This is a genomic window from Nocardioides sp. (genome assembly GCF_050699375.1).
In the GTDB taxonomy this organism is placed as follows: Bacteria; Actinomycetota; Actinomycetes; order Propionibacteriales; family Nocardioidaceae; genus Nocardioides.
Genome location: NZ_JBOHDN010000002.1, coordinates 1 through 15876, shown reverse-complemented (window position 1 = coordinate 15876; position 15876 = coordinate 1). Strand labels below are relative to the sequence as shown.

General features: G+C 66.1%; 14 protein-coding genes and 1 pseudogene. 11 read left to right on the top strand and 4 right to left on the bottom strand.

Going from position 1 to position 15876, the window contains the following annotated elements; translation table 11 throughout:
* From ACRDPS_RS00100 to ACRDPS_RS00055, 10 genes and pseudogenes are all read left to right on the top strand, one after another.
* A partial coding sequence (locus ACRDPS_RS00100) for an amidohydrolase family protein (protein ID WP_431499575.1) occupies positions 1-510 on the top strand: 510 nt, incomplete at its 5' end.
* A 141-nt stretch (positions 511-651) separates the two neighbouring features.
* On the top strand, positions 652-2607 hold the full coding sequence (locus ACRDPS_RS00095; RefSeq protein ID WP_431499574.1) for a type I restriction-modification system subunit M: 1956 nt from the start codon (positions 652-654) through the stop codon (positions 2605-2607).
* A 200-nt stretch (positions 2608-2807) separates the two neighbouring features.
* The gene (locus tag ACRDPS_RS00090; RefSeq protein WP_431499573.1) at positions 2808-3944 is read left to right on the top strand and encodes a hypothetical protein; all 1137 of its coding nucleotides are present in this window, start codon (positions 2808-2810) and stop codon (positions 3942-3944) included.
* Between the two features lie 12 nt (positions 3945-3956).
* A pseudogene (locus tag ACRDPS_RS00085) lies at positions 3957-4202 on the top strand (SprT-like domain-containing protein); the annotation flags it as partial.
* Positions 4203-4561: 359 nt separating this feature from the next.
* On the top strand, positions 4562-4855 hold the full coding sequence (locus ACRDPS_RS00080; protein WP_431499572.1) for a type II toxin-antitoxin system RelE/ParE family toxin: 294 nt from the start codon (positions 4562-4564) through the stop codon (positions 4853-4855).
* Between the two features lie 22 nt (positions 4856-4877).
* Positions 4878-5954, top strand: a complete 1077-nt coding sequence (locus ACRDPS_RS00075) for an ImmA/IrrE family metallo-endopeptidase (protein WP_431499571.1) — start codon at positions 4878-4880, stop codon at positions 5952-5954.
* 83 nt (positions 5955-6037) lie between these two features.
* A complete protein-coding gene (locus ACRDPS_RS00070; RefSeq protein WP_431499570.1) occupies positions 6038-8974 on the top strand; it encodes a type I restriction endonuclease subunit R in 2937 nt (978 codons plus the stop codon).
* A gap of 147 nt (positions 8975-9121) precedes the next feature.
* Positions 9122-10168: a TIGR03842 family LLM class F420-dependent oxidoreductase gene (locus ACRDPS_RS00065; protein WP_431499569.1), complete on the top strand. Its 1047-nt coding sequence runs from the start codon at positions 9122-9124 to the stop codon at positions 10166-10168.
* Positions 10169-10230: 62 nt separating this feature from the next.
* On the top strand, positions 10231-11559 hold the full coding sequence (locus ACRDPS_RS00060) for an aspartate aminotransferase family protein (RefSeq protein WP_431499568.1): 1329 nt from the start codon (positions 10231-10233) through the stop codon (positions 11557-11559).
* 16 nt (positions 11560-11575) lie between these two features.
* Complete coding sequence (locus tag ACRDPS_RS00055; protein WP_431499567.1) at positions 11576-13090, top strand: CoA-acylating methylmalonate-semialdehyde dehydrogenase; 1515 nt, start codon at positions 11576-11578, stop codon at positions 13088-13090.
* Between the two features lie 27 nt (positions 13091-13117).
* On the opposite strand, the gene ACRDPS_RS00050 is transcribed toward ACRDPS_RS00055, so the two are convergent.
* Complete coding sequence (locus tag ACRDPS_RS00050; protein ID WP_431499566.1) at positions 13118-13306, bottom strand: hypothetical protein; 189 nt, start codon at positions 13304-13306, stop codon at positions 13118-13120.
* 101 nt (positions 13307-13407) lie between these two features.
* On the opposite strand from ACRDPS_RS00050, the gene ACRDPS_RS00045 reads away from it, so the two are divergent.
* Positions 13408-14658, top strand: a complete 1251-nt coding sequence (locus tag ACRDPS_RS00045) for an FAD-binding protein (RefSeq protein WP_431499565.1) — start codon at positions 13408-13410, stop codon at positions 14656-14658.
* Between the two features lie 16 nt (positions 14659-14674).
* Here ACRDPS_RS00045 and ACRDPS_RS00040 read toward each other — a convergent pair whose 3' ends face one another.
* The 3 genes from ACRDPS_RS00040 to ACRDPS_RS00030 form a co-directional block, all read right to left on the bottom strand.
* Positions 14675-14965 carry a chorismate mutase gene (locus ACRDPS_RS00040; RefSeq protein WP_431499564.1) on the bottom strand — a complete coding sequence of 97 codons (291 nt, stop codon included), beginning with the start codon at positions 14963-14965 and terminating at the stop codon, positions 14675-14677.
* A gap of 100 nt (positions 14966-15065) precedes the next feature.
* Entirely contained in the window at positions 15066-15434 is a 369-nt protein-coding gene (trxA, locus tag ACRDPS_RS00035; protein WP_431499563.1) for a thioredoxin, read from the bottom strand.
* A gap of 106 nt (positions 15435-15540) precedes the next feature.
* A complete protein-coding gene (locus tag ACRDPS_RS00030; protein ID WP_431499562.1) occupies positions 15541-15684 on the bottom strand; it encodes a hypothetical protein in 144 nt (47 codons plus the stop codon).
* Positions 15685-15876 lie beyond the last annotated feature (192 nt).

Sequence of the window (15876 nt, the reverse complement as noted above, 5' to 3'; positions counted from 1 at the left end):
CACCAGGACGCGATGTGGCAGGCGCTGCGCACCAACGACCTGCAGATGGTCTCCACCGACCACTGCCCCTTCTGCATGAAGGAGCAGAAGGAGCTCGGCAAGGACGACTTCCGGGCCATCCCCAACGGGATCGGGTCGATCGAGCACCGCGTCGACCTGCTCTACCAAGGCGTGGTGACCGGGCAGATCACTCTCGAACGGTGGGTGGAGCTGATCGCGACCACGCCAGCACGGATGTTCGGGCTCTACGGCCGCAAGGGGGTCATCGCTCCGGGCGCGGACGCCGACATCGTCGTCTACGACCCGGCCGGGCACACGTCCATCGGGGTCGGTGACGGCAAGACCCACCACATGAACATGGACTACTCCGCCTGGCAGGGCTACGAGATCGACGGGCACGTCGACGTCGTCCTCTCGCGCGGTTCGGTGGTCGTCGCCGACGGCGAGTTCCGAGGCGCGAAGGGCCACGGAAACTATCTCAAGCGGGGCCTTTCCCAGTACCTCATCTGACGCCGCGGACGGCAGATCACGGCGGCCCAGGCACTGCGATTGTGTCGGCTCTTTGCTCTAGGCTGCCCATGCGGCACGGATGCCCGGCGGAGAGCGCCGGAGAAGCCGCCCCCATCAAGCGTTTCAGAAAGAGCAACCTGCGTGAACAGCGCCAACCACAGCCGGATCGTCAGCCTGATCTGGGCGATCGCCGATGACGTCCTTCGAGACCTGTACGTTCGGGGCAAGTATCGCGACGTGATCCTGCCCTTCACGGTGCTCAGGCGGCTCGACTCGGTGTTGGAGCCGGTCCGCGAGCAGGTCGCTGCGACGGACAAGATGCTGGACGAGGCCGGGATCGTGAACAAAGATGCCTCGCTCCGCGATGCAGCCGGACAGGCGTTCTACAACACCTCCGGCTTCACCATGAAACACCTCTCGACGATCTCCAACGCCAAGCGGCTCGAGGAGGACTTCAAGGCCTACCTCAACGGCTTCTCCCCGAATGTCCAGGAGATCATCGACAACTTCGAGCTCCGCAACCAGATCCCCAAACTGGTCCGGGCCGATGCGCTGGGCTCGCTGCTCACGAAGTACCTCAATCCGGACCTGGACCTGTCCCCGAAGGGCATGGACAACCACGGGATGGGCACAGTCTTCGAGGAGCTGGTCCGCAAGTTCAACGAGGAGAACAACGAGGAGGCCGGCGAGCACTGGACCCCGCGCGACGCAGTGAGGCTGATGACGCGGCTGATGTTCGAGCCGATCGCCGATCGGATCCCCGAAGGGACGTACAAGCTCTACGACGGCGCGATGGGCACCGGCGGGATGCTGACCGTGGCGGAGGAGACGCTGAAGCAGATCACCGACGGCCGCAAGGTCACCACGCACCTCTACGGCCAGGAGATCAACGCCGAGACGTACGCCATCGCGAAGGCCGACCTGATCCTGAAGGGTGAGGGCGGGGAGGCCGACAACATCAAGGGTGGTCCGGAGTTCTCAACGCTGGTCAACGACGCGTTCGCGGGCGACGAGTTCGACTTCATGCTGTCCAACCCGCCGTACGGCAAGTCGTGGAAGACCGACCAGGAGCGGATGGGCGGCGCGAAGAAGATCCGCGACCCGCGGTTCGTGATCGAGCACGGCGGCGACCCGGAGTATTCGCTGGTCACCCGGAGCAGCGACGGCCAGATGCTTTTCATGGCCAATCTGGTCTCGAAGATGAAGCAGAAGACCGAACTCGGCAGCCGGATCGCGGAGATTCACAACGGCTCCTCGCTCTTCACCGGAGACGCCGGCCAAGGCGAGTCGAACATCCGCCGGTGGGTGATCGAGTCCGACTGGCTCGAGGCCGTGGTGGCGCTGCCGCTGAAGATGTTCTACAACACCGGGATCGCGACGTACGTCTGGGTGCTGAGCAACCGCAAGGAGGCGCGCCGCCAGGGCAAGGTGCAACTCATCGACGCGACCGGCTGGTTCACGCCGCTGCGGAAGAATCTCGGCGAGAAGGGCGTAGAGCTCTCCGAGGCGAACATCGCCCGGATCATGGAGACCTTCCACGCCTTCGATGAGGCGGACCCGGAGCAGTCAAAGGTCTTCGATAACCGCGCCTTCGGCTACTCCAAGATCACGGTCGAGCGGCCGCTGCGGATCATCGGCGCCGACCCCGAGCGGGTCTACAAGCCCGCCGAGATCAAGGAGCTCAAGGAGGAGGGAAAGCGCAGCGAGGACGCCCCGGCGATCATCAAGCGAACCCTGCCGTACGCCGCCGAACCCGACCCGCTCCGCGGCCTGTACTCGGCTCGCGTCGACGGGAAGATACGTGTTGTCCAGTATGAACCGGACACCGATCTGCGTGACACCGAGCAGATCCCGCTCCAGGAGCCAGCCGGCGAGTGCGCCGACGGCATCGAGGCCTTCTTCCGTCGCGAGGTTCTTCCCTACGCTCCCGATGCCTGGATCGACGAGTCGAAGACGAAGATCGGCTACGAGATCTCCTTCACCCGCCACTTCTACAAGCCCGCCCCGATGCGAACCCTCGCCGAGATCCAGGCCGACATCCGCGCCCTCGAAGCCGAGACCGACAACCTGATCGCTGAGATCGCCGGCGGCGCCTGATGTTCACCGCTGTGAGGGCATATGCCGATCGAACTCCAACAGGTCTGCCTTGGTGCGAGTCCATTCCAACCCATTGGAAGCTGCGGCGGGCAAAGTCACTGATGCGGCCGGTGGACGTGCGCTCGGATAGCGGGTCTGAGGAACTCCTCACCGTGTCGTCCGGTCGTGGGGTAATTCCACGATCGTCAGCAACAGTGTCCATGTTCAAAGCCGAGAACTACGTGGGGCACAAGCTTTGCTGGCCCGACGACCTGGTCATCAACAGCCTCTGGGCGTGGGGGCGAGGTATCGGAGTCGCCCAAGATCATGGCATCGTCAGCACGGCCTATGGGGTATATAGAGGTCGTTCCGGAGCGGGTCTCAACCCCGCCTTTCTCCACCACCTCGTGCGCTCGGACCCCTTCCAATGGGAACTCCAGGTACGTTCGCGAGGCGTTTGGAAGTCCCGTCTGCAACTGACCGACGAGCGCTGGCTCGATGCTCCTTTGTTTGTGCCGCCCGCTGACGAGCAGGCAGCCATCGTCAAATACCTCGCCCACGCCAATTCCCGCATCGACAAGGCCATCGCCGCCAAGCGCCGCCTCATCGCCCTGCTTGGGGAGGAGTCGCGCGCACGGGTCGAGGCGGTTCTCGAGGACGTCGCGGCGAATGCGCCAGCGCCGTTGCTCGGCCGCGCGTTGCATCGCGTCGAGCAAGGCATGAGCCCGTCTGCAGCAGAAGGCGAGCTGGCCGACGATCAGTGGGCGGTCCTGACGCTCTCGGCCGTGAACCGGGGCACCTTCAAGCCGGACGCGCTCAAGCCTGTGGAGCCGACGCTGTCCGTTCCCGCAGGGCTTGAACTTCATGACGGTGACCTCCTCATGACGCGGTCGAACACCCGTGAACGCGTCGGCGACGTTGCGCTTGTCCGTGGTGTGCGCGCCAAGACCTTCATGTCAGACCTCATCTACCGGCTCGTGCCACGGCAGGAACTGCTGTCTCCAGGCTTTGCCGACATCCTGCTTCGGTCACGCAGAGTGCGGTCCCAGATCGAAGGTTCCGCCAGGGGCTCTAGCGACACGATGCCGAAGCTCGCACAGAGCCACATCAAGGCGTTGCGCATCCCGCTCCCCAGCCTCGACGGGCAGGTACGCGCCGTCGCCATTGTCAACGGCGCGTTGCAACCCACTCGTGTCGCGATTGACCGCTCGCACCTGGAGATAGATCTGCTGCAGGAGTTTCGCACTCGCCTCGTCGCGGACGTCGTTACCGGCCAGGTCGACGTACGAGCGATCGCGGCATCGCTGCCGGAGGTCGATCCGGGCGATGGATGGGTGGGGGCGAGGTCGAGAGCGTAGGGGTCGCGGGCGATGGATCTGCTTGAGGCGTGGAACCTGGGGCGAGCGCTGATGGACGAACACGGGCTGAAGGACTGGGGGCTGCGGTTCAGCCGGGCAAAGCGACAGGCGGGCGCCTGCCACTACGCCCAGCATCTGCTGACACTGTCGGCGGCGGTGACCCGGATCCATCCGGTCGAGGATGCCAGAGACACAGTGCTGCACGAGATCGCGCATGCGTTGGTCGGTCCAAAAGCGGGCCACGGACCGGTCTGGGCTGCCAGGCGAGGGCGATCGGGGCGAGCGGGCAGCGCTGCATCCCCGCCGACCTGCCCCGCGTGCCGGGCGCTTGGCAGATGCATCCGAACTATCGAGCTCCTCGACGCGGTCCGCGCCGGTACTCGCGTCGTCCGCCACCGTCCCGGGTCGCGCGCGGATCAGTCACGAGGGGACCCTGGGCGGCCAGGTCGGCGTGGTGGTCAAGGTAGGGCGTACTCGCTATCAGGTCGACATCGCCGGAACCGTCTGGCAGGTGCCGTTCCGCTACGTCCAGATCGTCTGACGCTCCCCGTAAGCGCTGACGGACGCGAGCTTCGCAACCATTCGCATGAATGTTACGATTTAGGTAACATCGGAGCATGGAGCTGAGATACGCTGACAAGAACCTTGAGCGGATCTGCACTGACGCCCGTCAGATGCAGAGGAAGCTCGGGGCAGATGTTGCGAAGAAGCTCCAGATGCGAATTACCGAACTCGTTCGGGTCGAGGAGATGAAGGATCTCCTGGCAGGGACGGGAAAGTGGGAGCAACTGAAGGGGGACCGTGCAGGCCAATGGTCGGCACGCCTGACCGCCAACTGGCGGCTGATCGTGCAGCCGGAGGAAGGCGAGCGGGTAACGGTGCTGGTGGTCGAGATCGTCGACTACCACTAGACGCCGCGAGAGGAGTAGACCGATGACCACCACACTGAACTACATCGTTACCACGGGCGACTTCATCGCCGAGTGGATGGACGACGAAGGGATCAACGCTGCTGAGTTGGCGCGCCGGCTCGGCACCTCCCGTAAGTATGTAAGCGAACTGCTCAGCGGTAAGGCGCCGCTCTCTCACCCGATGGCTCTGAGCCTGGAGCAGGTGACCAGCGTCCCGGCGCGGATCTGGAACCTGTACGAGTCCGGCTACCGCTCGGAGCTTGCCAGCCGTGCCGCGGAAGGTGACCTGGCAGCGCAGTATCAGCAGGCAAAGGCGTTCCCGCTGACCTTCCTGCGTAAGTTCGGCTACATCAAGGCGCCAGCACGCGACCACGTCAATACGGTGCGCGAGCTGCTCAGCCTCCTCGGTGTGGCCAGCTTCTCGGCCTTCGAGAAGACCTGGACAGAGGGAAGCATCGCCTACCGCCGCTCCGCGGCCGGGCGGAAGGACGTGCCGCTGCTTGCGACCTGGCTGGCGTTGGCAGAGCGTCACCACGACAGTCTGGGCGACGTGCCCGACTTCGACCGCGACCGCGTCGCTGAGGTGGTGCCGACCCTGCGCGCTCTCACCACTGCTCCGGGTCTGGAAGGAATCGAGGGCGCCACGCACGCTCTCTTCGAGGCCGGCGTCGTCGTATGTTTCGTCCCAGGTGTCCCCGGGTTGAGGATCCACGGCGCTACACGGTGGCTCAATGCTCACCCGGTGATCCAGCTCTCCGTGCTCGGCAAGAGCGACGATCAACTTTGGTTCACGCTCCTCCACGAGATCGGCCACGTGCTCCTCCACGGGGACAAAGAGCTCTATCTCAACGGCGAGGAGACCGAGGCCGAGGCCGAGGCGGATCGGTATGCAGCCGACACCTTCATCCCACCTGACTTCGTGGCCCGGATACCCCGGGGGCGCAATATCGGCGCAATCCGGTCCCTCGCCGACGAGCTAGGGATTGCGCCCGGGATCGTGCTCGGAAGGGCTCAGCGGATCACCAAGGACTACGGCTGGGGTCACGACCTGAAGCGGAAGTACGAATTCAAACAGTACGAAGGCGGCACCGAGCGCTGACCCGAGCGCAGGCCCGATGAAATTCGGGCATGCGGGCCGGATTCATACGCCTTGTGTCGGAGGTCGGCGCTAGGGTTTCTGCTGTGCGGTTGAACGAGGAGTCGCTGGAGACGCTGGTCGTGCGGCAGATGGCCGAGGGCGGCTGGGTCGAGGGTGCGCCGGGCGACTATGAGCGCTCCTTCGCGGTCGATCTCGCTCAGCTGACCGCGTTCATCGACGCGACGCAGCCGCAGCTGGTCGACGCGCTCGGCCTGGCCACCGACACCCCGGTACGGCGTGAGTTCCTGAGCCGGATCCAGGGGGAGATCACCAGCAAGGGCACCGTGGAGGTGCTGCGCAAGGGCATCAAGCACCGGGCCCACCATGTCGATCTGTTCTTCCCGACGCCGTCGCCAGGGAACACCCGCGCAGCGGAGCTCTTCGGGGCCAATCGGTTCTCGGTGACCCGTCAACTCCAGTACAGCGTGAGCCGCCCGGGGCTGGCACTGGATCTGGCGGCGTTCGTCAATGGGCTGCCGGTGGCGACCTTCGAGCTGAAGAACAACATCACCAAGCAGACCTTCGACGATGCGGTGGAGCAGTACAAACGCGACCGGGACCCGCGTGAGTTGCTCTTCGGCTTCGGACGATGCTTGGCTCACTTCGCGGTCGATGACGCACAGGTGCGCTTCTGCACCCATCTCAAGGGTAAGTCGTCGTGGTTCCTTCCGTTCGACAAGGGCTGGAACGACGGAGCCGGCAACCCGCCCAATCCCGACGGGCTGCGCACCGACTACCTGTGGCGGGAGATCCTGGCACCGGCGAGCCTGGCGAACATCATCGAGAACTACGCCCAGATCGTCACGACGCGTAACGAGAGGACCCGGCGGAAGACTTCGGCACAGATCTTCCCGCGCCACCACCAACTCGACGGCGTACGTCGCTTGTTGGCCGACGTGGCGACCAACGGGGTCGGGCAGAAGTATCTGGTCCAACACTCGGCGGGCTCGGGAAAGTCGAACTCGATCGCCTGGCTCTCTCACCAGCTCACCGAGGCCAAGCACCATAGGGCGAACGCGTTCGACTCGGTGATCGTGGTGACCGACCGGGTCATCCTGGACAGTCAGCTCACCGCGACGATCAAGTCGTTCCTGCAGGTCGGCGCGACCGTCGTGCACGCGGACCGGTCCGGAGATCTGCGCCGTGCGATCGAGGCCGGGCGCAGGATCATCATCACCACGGTGCAGAAATTCCCCTTCATCCTCGACGACATCGGCTCTGGGCACCGCGACCGCCGGTTCGCGATCATCATCGACGAGGCCCACTCCAGCCAGGGTGGTAAGACCGCGGCCGCGGTGTCGGCAGCGCTCGGCGGACGCGACCGTGAGGAGGACGACGAGGAATGGACCGTCGAGGACGAGATCAACCAGATGATCGAGTCGCGCAAGATGCTGTCCAACGCGTCGTACTTCGCCTTCACCGCGACCCCGAAGAACAAGACGCTGGAGATGTTCGGCATCCCGTATGTGGAGGGCACCGAGACCAAGCACCGCCCGTTCCACACCTACACGATGAAGCAGGCCACCCAGGAGGGCTTCATCGTCGACGTGCTGGAGAACTTCACGCCGGTCGAGTCCTACTACCGGCTGGTCAAGACCGTCGAGGACGACCCCGAGTTCGACACCAAGCGGGCCTCGAAGAGGCTGCGGGCGTACGTCGAGGGCAGCGACCACGCGATCGGGCTCAAGGCCGAGATCATCGTCGACCACCTCCGCACCCAGGTGATCGGGAAGCAGAAGATCGGCGGCCAGGCGCGCGCCATGGTGGTCGCAGGGAAGATCCCGCGGGCGATCGAGTACTTCCACGCCATCCGTGACCAGCTGGAGAAGGTGAAGAGTCCCTACCAGGCGATCGTGGCCTTCTCAGGGGAGCACGACTACAAGGGTCTGAAGGTCAGCGAGGCGTCCTTGAACGGCTTCCCGTCCAAGGACATCCCCGACAAGATCAAGGAGGATCCCTACCGAATCCTCGTGACAGCCGACAAGTTCCAGACCGGTTACGACGAGCCGCTGCTGCACACGATGTACGTCGACACGACCCTCTCCGGAGTCAAGGCCGTCCAGACGCTGTCGCGGCTCAACCGCGCGCATCCGGCCAAGCACGACGCGTTCGTCCTCGACTTCGCCAACTCTGCCGAGGACATCGAGAAGGCCTTCTCCCGCTACTACCGCACAACCGTGCTCAGCTCGGCCACCGACCCGAACAAGCTCCACGACCTGGTCGCGACCATCGAGACGTACGGGATCTACACCCACGAGACGGTGGACAAGTTCACTGAGCTCTTCCTCGGCGGAGTCGAGCGCGACCAGCTCGATCCGGTGCTCGACGCTTGCGTGGCCGAGTATCTGGAGCTGCAGGAGGAGGACGACCAGGTCGGGTTCAAGGGTGCTGCGAAGTCGTTCACCCGGACGTACAACTTCCTGGCCGCCCTGCTTCCCTATGGGCTGCCGGAGTGGGAGAGGCTCTGCCTCTTCCTCGAACACCTGATCCCGAAGTTGCCTGCGCCGCGTGAGGACGACCAGTCCGCCGGGATCCTGGAGAACATCGACCTGGACTCCTACCGATCCGAGAAGCGCGAGGCGATGAAGATCGCGCTCGCCGACGAGGACGCGGAGATCGATCCCGTCCCGGTGGGGTCGGGTGGCCACGTGATCGACGAGGAGAAGGAACGGCTCTCGGAGATCCTCAACACGTTCAACCAGCTCTTCGGCAACATCGAATGGACCGATGAGGACCGGGTCAAGCGGCTCATCACCGAGGACATCCCCCGCCGCGTCGCCGAGGATGAGGCATACCAGATCGCAATGCGGAACAACGACCGCGACAACGCCCGAATCGAGCACGACCGCGCCCTCGGGCGGGTGATGATGTCCGTCCTCCGCGACGACACCGAACTGTTCAAGCAGTTCAGCGACAACGACAGCTTCAAGCGCTGGCTCGCCGAGTCGGTGTTCCGCACCACCTATGATGCGTCGGCTTGAGTCGCAAAGTCGCCGGTCGTCACGGATTCTCCTGCGAGCCAACGCGAACAACCGCATTCCTTAATCCAGATACCCCTTCAGGAGTAACGTTCCCGACAGGTCGCGACGATGTCGTGACGCTGGTCCGATTGACCGGAGGTACATCGGATGGACTTCGGTGTGGTGCTGCAGACCAACCCGCCCGTCTGGCGGGTCGTCTCCCTGGCGAAGCAGGCCGAGACGTACGGCTTCGACAACGTGTGGACCTTCGACAGCCACCTGCTGTGGATGGAGCCGTACGTCATCTACAGCCAGATCCTCGCCGAGACCCGCACGATCACGGTCGGCCCCTTCGTCACCAATCCGGCGACCCGCGACTGGACGGTGACCGCTTCGGTCTTCGCGACCCTGAACGAGATGTACGGCAACCGCACCGTGTGCGGGATGGGGCGCGGCGACTCGGCGGTGCGGGTGCTCAACGGGAAACCGTCGACGATCCGGGAGATGCGCGAGGCGACCCGGGTGATCCGCGAGCTGGCCAACCGGCGCCCGGTCGAGGTCAACGGCAGCACGCTGCAGTTCCCGTGGGCCAAGCGCTCCGAGCTGGAGGTCTGGATCGCGGCCTACGGCCCTCTGGCCCTGAAGGCGGCCGGGGAGGTCGGCGACGGGTTCATCCTGCAGCTGGCCGATCCGGACATCACCGAGTGGATGATCGGGGCGGTCAAGAAGGCGGCCTCCGACGCCGGCCGCGACCCGGAGTCGCTGACGTTCTGCGTGGCCGCCCCGGCGTACGTCACCGACGGCTCGCCCGAGGCACTGGCCCATGCCCGTGAGCAGTGCCGGTGGTTCGGCGGGATGGTGGGCAACCACGTGGCCGACATCGTGGCCAAGTACGGCGTCTCGACAGACTCCGGCGGAGGCGGAGCCGTCCCGCAGGCGCTGACCGACTACATCAAGGGCCGCGAGGACTACGACTACAACGAGCACGGACGGGCCGGAAGCGCCCACACCGCGTTCGTACCCGACGAGATCGTCGACCGGTTCTGCATCCTCGGCTCGGTCGAGGAGCAGGTCGCCAAGCTCAACGAGCTCAAGAGCCTCGGGGTCGATCAGTTCGCCGTCTACCTGCAGCACGACGCGATGGACGAGACCCTGGCGGCGTACGGCGATCTGGTGATCCCCGAGGTGAACCGTCCAGTAACGGCGAAGGCATGAGCCTGAGCCGCATAGAGTGAGAAAGACAGTCCCATGTCCGCCATGCACCCCAGGGGGCAGCCTTGACCAGCACAGTGACCGTTCCGGGGCCCGTCTCGGGCAGTGACTCCCGCGCCTACGACCTCGACCGATCTCACGTCTTCCACTCCTGGTCCGCCCAGGCGTCGCTGAATCCGCTGGTCATCGCGGGTGGCAAGGGCTCGCGGGTCTGGGACGACTCGGGGCGTACGTATCTGGACTTCTCCTCCCAGCTGATCAACACCAACATCGGCCACCAGCACCCCCGGGTCGTCGAGGCGATCAAGAGGCAGGCAGACACGCTGACCACGATCGGGCCGACGACCGCCAACCTGGCACGCGGTGAGGCGGCCGAGCGGATCACCGACGTCGCGCCGGCAGGTTTCAACAAGGTCTTCTTCACCAACGGAGGCGCTGACGCGGTCGAGAACGCGATCCGGATGGCTCGCATCCACACCGGCCGCGACAAGGTGCTCTCGACCTACCGCTCCTACCACGGCAACACCGGCGCGGCGATCGTCGCGACGGGCGACTGGCGCCGAATCCCGAACGAGTACGCCCGGGGCCACGTGCACTTCTTCGGCCCCTACCTCTACCGCTCGGAGTTCTGGGCGACCACGCCCGAGCAGGAGGCCGAGCGGGCCCTGCAACACCTGCGGCGGGTCATCGAGTCCGAGGGACCGAGCTCGATCGCGGCGATCCTGCTCGAGACCATCCCCGGCACCGCCGGGGTCATGATGCCGCCGCCGGGCTACCTCCTCGGTGCCAGGGCGCTGGCCGACGAGTTCGGGATCATGCTGATCCTCGACGAGGTGATGGCGGGCTTCGGTCGCACCGGCGAGTGGCTGGCCCTGGACGCGTACGGCGTGGTGCCGGATCTGATCACCTTCGCCAAGGGGGTCAACTCCGGATACGTACCCGCCGGCGGCGTGATCATCTCCGACCCGGTCGCGGCGACCTTCGACGACCAGGTCTTCCCTGGCGGGCTCACCTACTCCGGGCACCCGCTCGCGATGGCCTCGATCGTGGCGACCATCGAGGCGATGAACGAGGAGGGCATCGTCGACAACGCCGCGACCATCGGCACCGACCACATCGCGCCCGGTCTCGCGGCGCTGGCGGAGAAGCACTCCGTGATCGGGGAGGTTCGTGGCACCGGGGTCTTCTGGGCCCTGGAGCTGGTCGCCGACCGCGAGACGCGCGAGCCGCTGCCGGCCGCCACGATGGGGAAGATCAAGTCCGAGCTCATCGCCCGTGACCTGCTCCCGTTCACCATGGAGAACCGCATCCACGTCGTGCCCCCGTGCATCGTCACCCCCGACGAGGTCGCCGAGGCGATGTCGATCTACGACGACGTGCTCGGTTCGCTCTGACATCTAAGGACCTGACATGACCGATCTCCCCATTCTCGACCACTGGATCGGCGGGGCCACCAGCCCCGGCACCGGCACCCGCCTCGGCGACGTCTACAACCCCGCGCTGGGCACGGTCCAGAAGCACGTACGCTTCGCCGCGGCCGCCGACGTCGACACCGCCGTCTCGGCGGCCAAGAAGGCGTTCGCCGAGTGGAGCGAGACCTCGCTGACCCGGCGTACGTCCGTGCTGTTCAAGTTCCGCGAGCTGCTCAACGCGCGACAGGGCGAGCTCGCCGAGATCCTGACCTCCGAGCACGGCAAGGTGCTCTCTGACGCCGCCGGCGAGATCGCCCGTGGTCTCGAGATCGTCGAGTTCGCCTGCGGGCTCTCCCACCTGCTCAAGGGCACGGTCTCCGAGCAGGTCTCCTCCGGCGTGGACGTGACCACGCTCAAGCAGCCGCTGGGCGTGGTGGGCATCATCAGCCCGTTCAACTTCCCCGCCATGGTGCCGATGTGGTTCTTCCCCATCGCGATCGCAGCCGGCAACGCGGTGGTGATCAAGCCCTCGGAGAAGGACCCGACCGCGTCCAGCTGGATCGCGGAGCTGTGGGCGGAGGCCGGCCTGCCCGACGGGGTGTACAACGTCGTGCACGGCGACAAGGAGGCCGTCGACGCGCTCCTGGACAACCCCGACGTCGCCTCGATCTCGTTCGTCGGCTCCACCCCGATCGCCCGGTACGTCTACGAGCGCGGCACCGCGGCCGGCAAGCGGGTCCAGGCGCTCGGGGGCGCCAAGAACCACATGCTCGTGCTGCCCGACGCCGACCTCGACCTGGTCTCGGACTCCGCGGTCAACGCCGGCTTCGGGTCCGCCGGCGAGCGCTGCATGGCGATCTCGGTGGTGCTGGCGGTCGACTCGGTGGCCGACGCCCTGATCGAGAAGGTCACCTCGCGGATGGCGACCCTCAAGACCGGCGACGGCACCCGCGGCACCGACATGGGGCCGCTGATCACCGGCGCACACCGGGACAAGGTGGCGGGCTACGTCGACGTGGCCGCGGCCGATGGCGCAGATGTCGTCGTCGACGGCCGAGCCGCGCTGGGCTCTGAGGGTTCGGTGGACGGTGACCCCAACGGCTTCTGGATCCTGCCGACCCTGATCGACAGGGTGCCGACCACCTCGACGGCCTACACCGAGGAGATCTTCGGGCCGGTGCTCTCGGTCGTCCGCGTCTCCGGCTACGAGGAGGGGCTCGAGCTGATCAACTCCGGTCAGTTCGGCAACGGCACCGCGATCTTCACCAACGACGGCGGCGCCGCGCGCCGCTTCCAGCGGGAGGTGCAGGTCGGGATGGTCGGGGTGAACGTGCCGATCCCGGTGCCTGTCGCCTACCACTCCTTCGGGGGCTGGAAGTCGTCGTTGTTCGGCGACGCGAAGGCCTACGGCCCCGCCGGCCTGGACTTCTTCACCCGTGAGAAGGCCGTCACCACGCGCTGGCTCGACCCCTCGCACGGCGGGATCAACCTGGGGTTCCCGCAGAACTCCTGATCTTAGAGATCGCGATCTCTCAGTGAATCAGTAGTCGTAGGCGTCGTCGGGGTTGCCCGCGTCGAGCGTCTGCTCGGCGTAGTCGGCCTCGTCGACGTCATCCGGCGGCGGAGCGGCCGGCTCCTCGGCATCCAGCGGCGCCTCGTCGTCGACGGCCACCACCTCGATGCCGGTCGACTGCTCCTCGAGGTCGGCCTCTGCTGCGTACTCGCTCATCTGCCCTCCCGTTTCGAGGTGTTCGGTTCGACGTGCTGTTCGACGTGCACAGTCCAGTAGACCACCGGCGACAAGGGCATGTCATCGCTACGATCCGTCCTATGCCCTCTGAGACGCCTGCCCTCGAGCCCTGCGGATCGACCTGGGCGCGCAGCCATGACTACACCGCGCGAGAGCTCGTCCGGCCACGTTCCGTGGAGGACGTACGCGACCTCGTGCTGCGCGAGCCGAAGGTCCGTGCCCTGGGGTCGAGGCACTCCTTCACCGATCTCGCCGACACACCGGGCGTGCTGGTCTCCCTCGACGGCCTCGGCGGGTCACCCTCGCTGGCCGACGACATCGTCAGGGTCCCTGGAGGGATGCGGTACGGCGAGCTCGCCGAGTGGCTGCAGTCGCACGGACGGGCGCTGCCCAACCTCGCCTCGCTCCCGCACATCTCGATCGCCGGAGCGGTCGCGACCGGCACCCACGGCTCCGGGCTCCGCAACGGCTCGCTGGCCACCTCCGTGACCGCTCTGGAGCTGGTCGACGGCCGCGGCGACCTGGTGCGCCTTGAGGCGGGCTCAGCCGACTTCGAGGGAGCGGTGGTCGGGCTCGGCGCTCTGGGGATCGTGACCCACCTGGAGCTGCGGACGGAGCCCACCTTTCAGGTCACGCAGACGGTTCACGAGGGTCTTTCCTATGCTGACCTGCAAGAACATCTCGTCGAGATCCTGAGCGCGGCCTACTCGGTCTCGATCTTCACCCGGTGGACGGATGAGTCCGACGGGTCGGTCGCCAGGGTCTGGCAGAAGTCGCGTACGACGCCCGCTGAGATCCCCGGCACCGTGCCCGCGACCCTCGCGCACCACGTCGTCCCCGATCTCGACCCAGCGCCCTGCACCGACCAGCTCGGCGTCGCCGGTCTCTGGCACGAGCGTCTGCCCCACTTCCGGCCCGACTTCGAGCCGAGCGTCGGCGACGAGCTGCAGAGCGAATATCTGGTGCCGCTCGACCGTGCCCACGAGGCCGTGAGCGCTGTCCGGTCCCTCGCCGACCGTGTCCGGCCGCTGCTGATGGTCTGCGAGATTCGTACCGTGGCGGCCGACCGGCTCTGGCTCTCGCCGGCCTACGGCACCGACACCGTCGGGCTGCACTTCACCTGGAAGCCCGACGCCACCGGCGTACGCGAGCTCCTGCCCGACCTCGAGGAACGGCTCCCGGCCGGCACCCGTCCGCACTGGGGCAAGCTCTTCGCGACCACCGACCCCGGGGCAAGCTTTCCGCACTGGGACGACTTCAAGGAGCTCGTAGGCCGCTTCGACCCGGACCGCCGCTTCTGGAACGCGTGGCTGGCCCGGGTCATGGGCTGAGGCTCGTAGCTGAGGCTCAATCCTCCACGAACTGGCGGTGGTTGCGGATCACCTCGGCGATGATCACGTTGAGGATCTTCTCGGCGAACTCGGGATCGAGCCCGGCGTCGTCCGAGAGTCGCCTGAGCCGCTCTATCTGGACCGCCTCGCGGCTGGGGTCGGCGGGCGGAAAGCCCGCATGCGCCTTGAGCCGGCCGACCTGCTCGGTGCACTTGAAGCGCTCGGCGAGAAGGTGGACGAGGGCGGCATCGAGGTTGTCGATGCTGCCGCGCAGGCGGAGGAGCTCGGCGTGGGCATCTTCGGTCACACCGCTATCAAACCCGATGCCCGTCATGACCGGCCTCTGATCTCGACACTCGGTCCGGTCCGAGTCTCGCCACGGCTCGCTCCTCGCGACGACAAGGCGCCTACTCGCCGGACTGCTTCGCGTCCTGCTCGGCCAGCGCCTTGTCGACATCGAGCTCGACGACCGCGTCGATGACCTGCTTGAGCGCGGGCGCCGGCAGGGCACCGGGCTGGGAGAAGACGAGGTTGCCCTTCTTGAAGGCCATCAGCGTCGGGATCGAGGTGATGCTGGCGGCACCCGCGAGCGCCTGCTCGGCCTCGGTGTCGACCTTGCCGAAGACGATCTCGGGGTGCTCCTGGGAGGCGGCGTCGTAGATCGGGCCGAACTGGCGGCACGGTCCGCACCAGGACGCCCAGAAGTCCACGAGAACGATCTCGTTGTCACTGACGGTGCTCTCGAAGTTCTCTGCGCCGAGCTCGACGGTGGGCATTGCGGTCTCACTTCCGGTCTGGAGTCTGTGCTCGCCAGATCGGCGGACACGTACGTCTCAACGCACGTGTCCCACCAAGGATTCCCCGCGGGACTCCCGGAAAGGATCAGGGAAGGCGCTTGGCCTTCGGCCCGATCTGCCGCTCGATGCGGCTGCGTGGCTGCCCGGTCAGCTTGGCAACGATCGGCACCCGGAAAACGTACCCACCGACGGCTGCTGCGATGACCAGCAAGATGATCAAGAACGTCATACCCAGAGCGTACGCCGAACCCACACATCCGGCCTCAGGATTCTCCCCGACCCGACCCCCATGCCGGCCGAGGCGTCACCTTTGCAGGCCGAGACGTCACCTGTGCAGGCCGAGAAGTCACCTTCGCAGGCCGAGAAGTCACCTTCGCAGGCCGAGAAGTCACCTTCGCAGGTCGAGCGGGCAGCTGGGGGC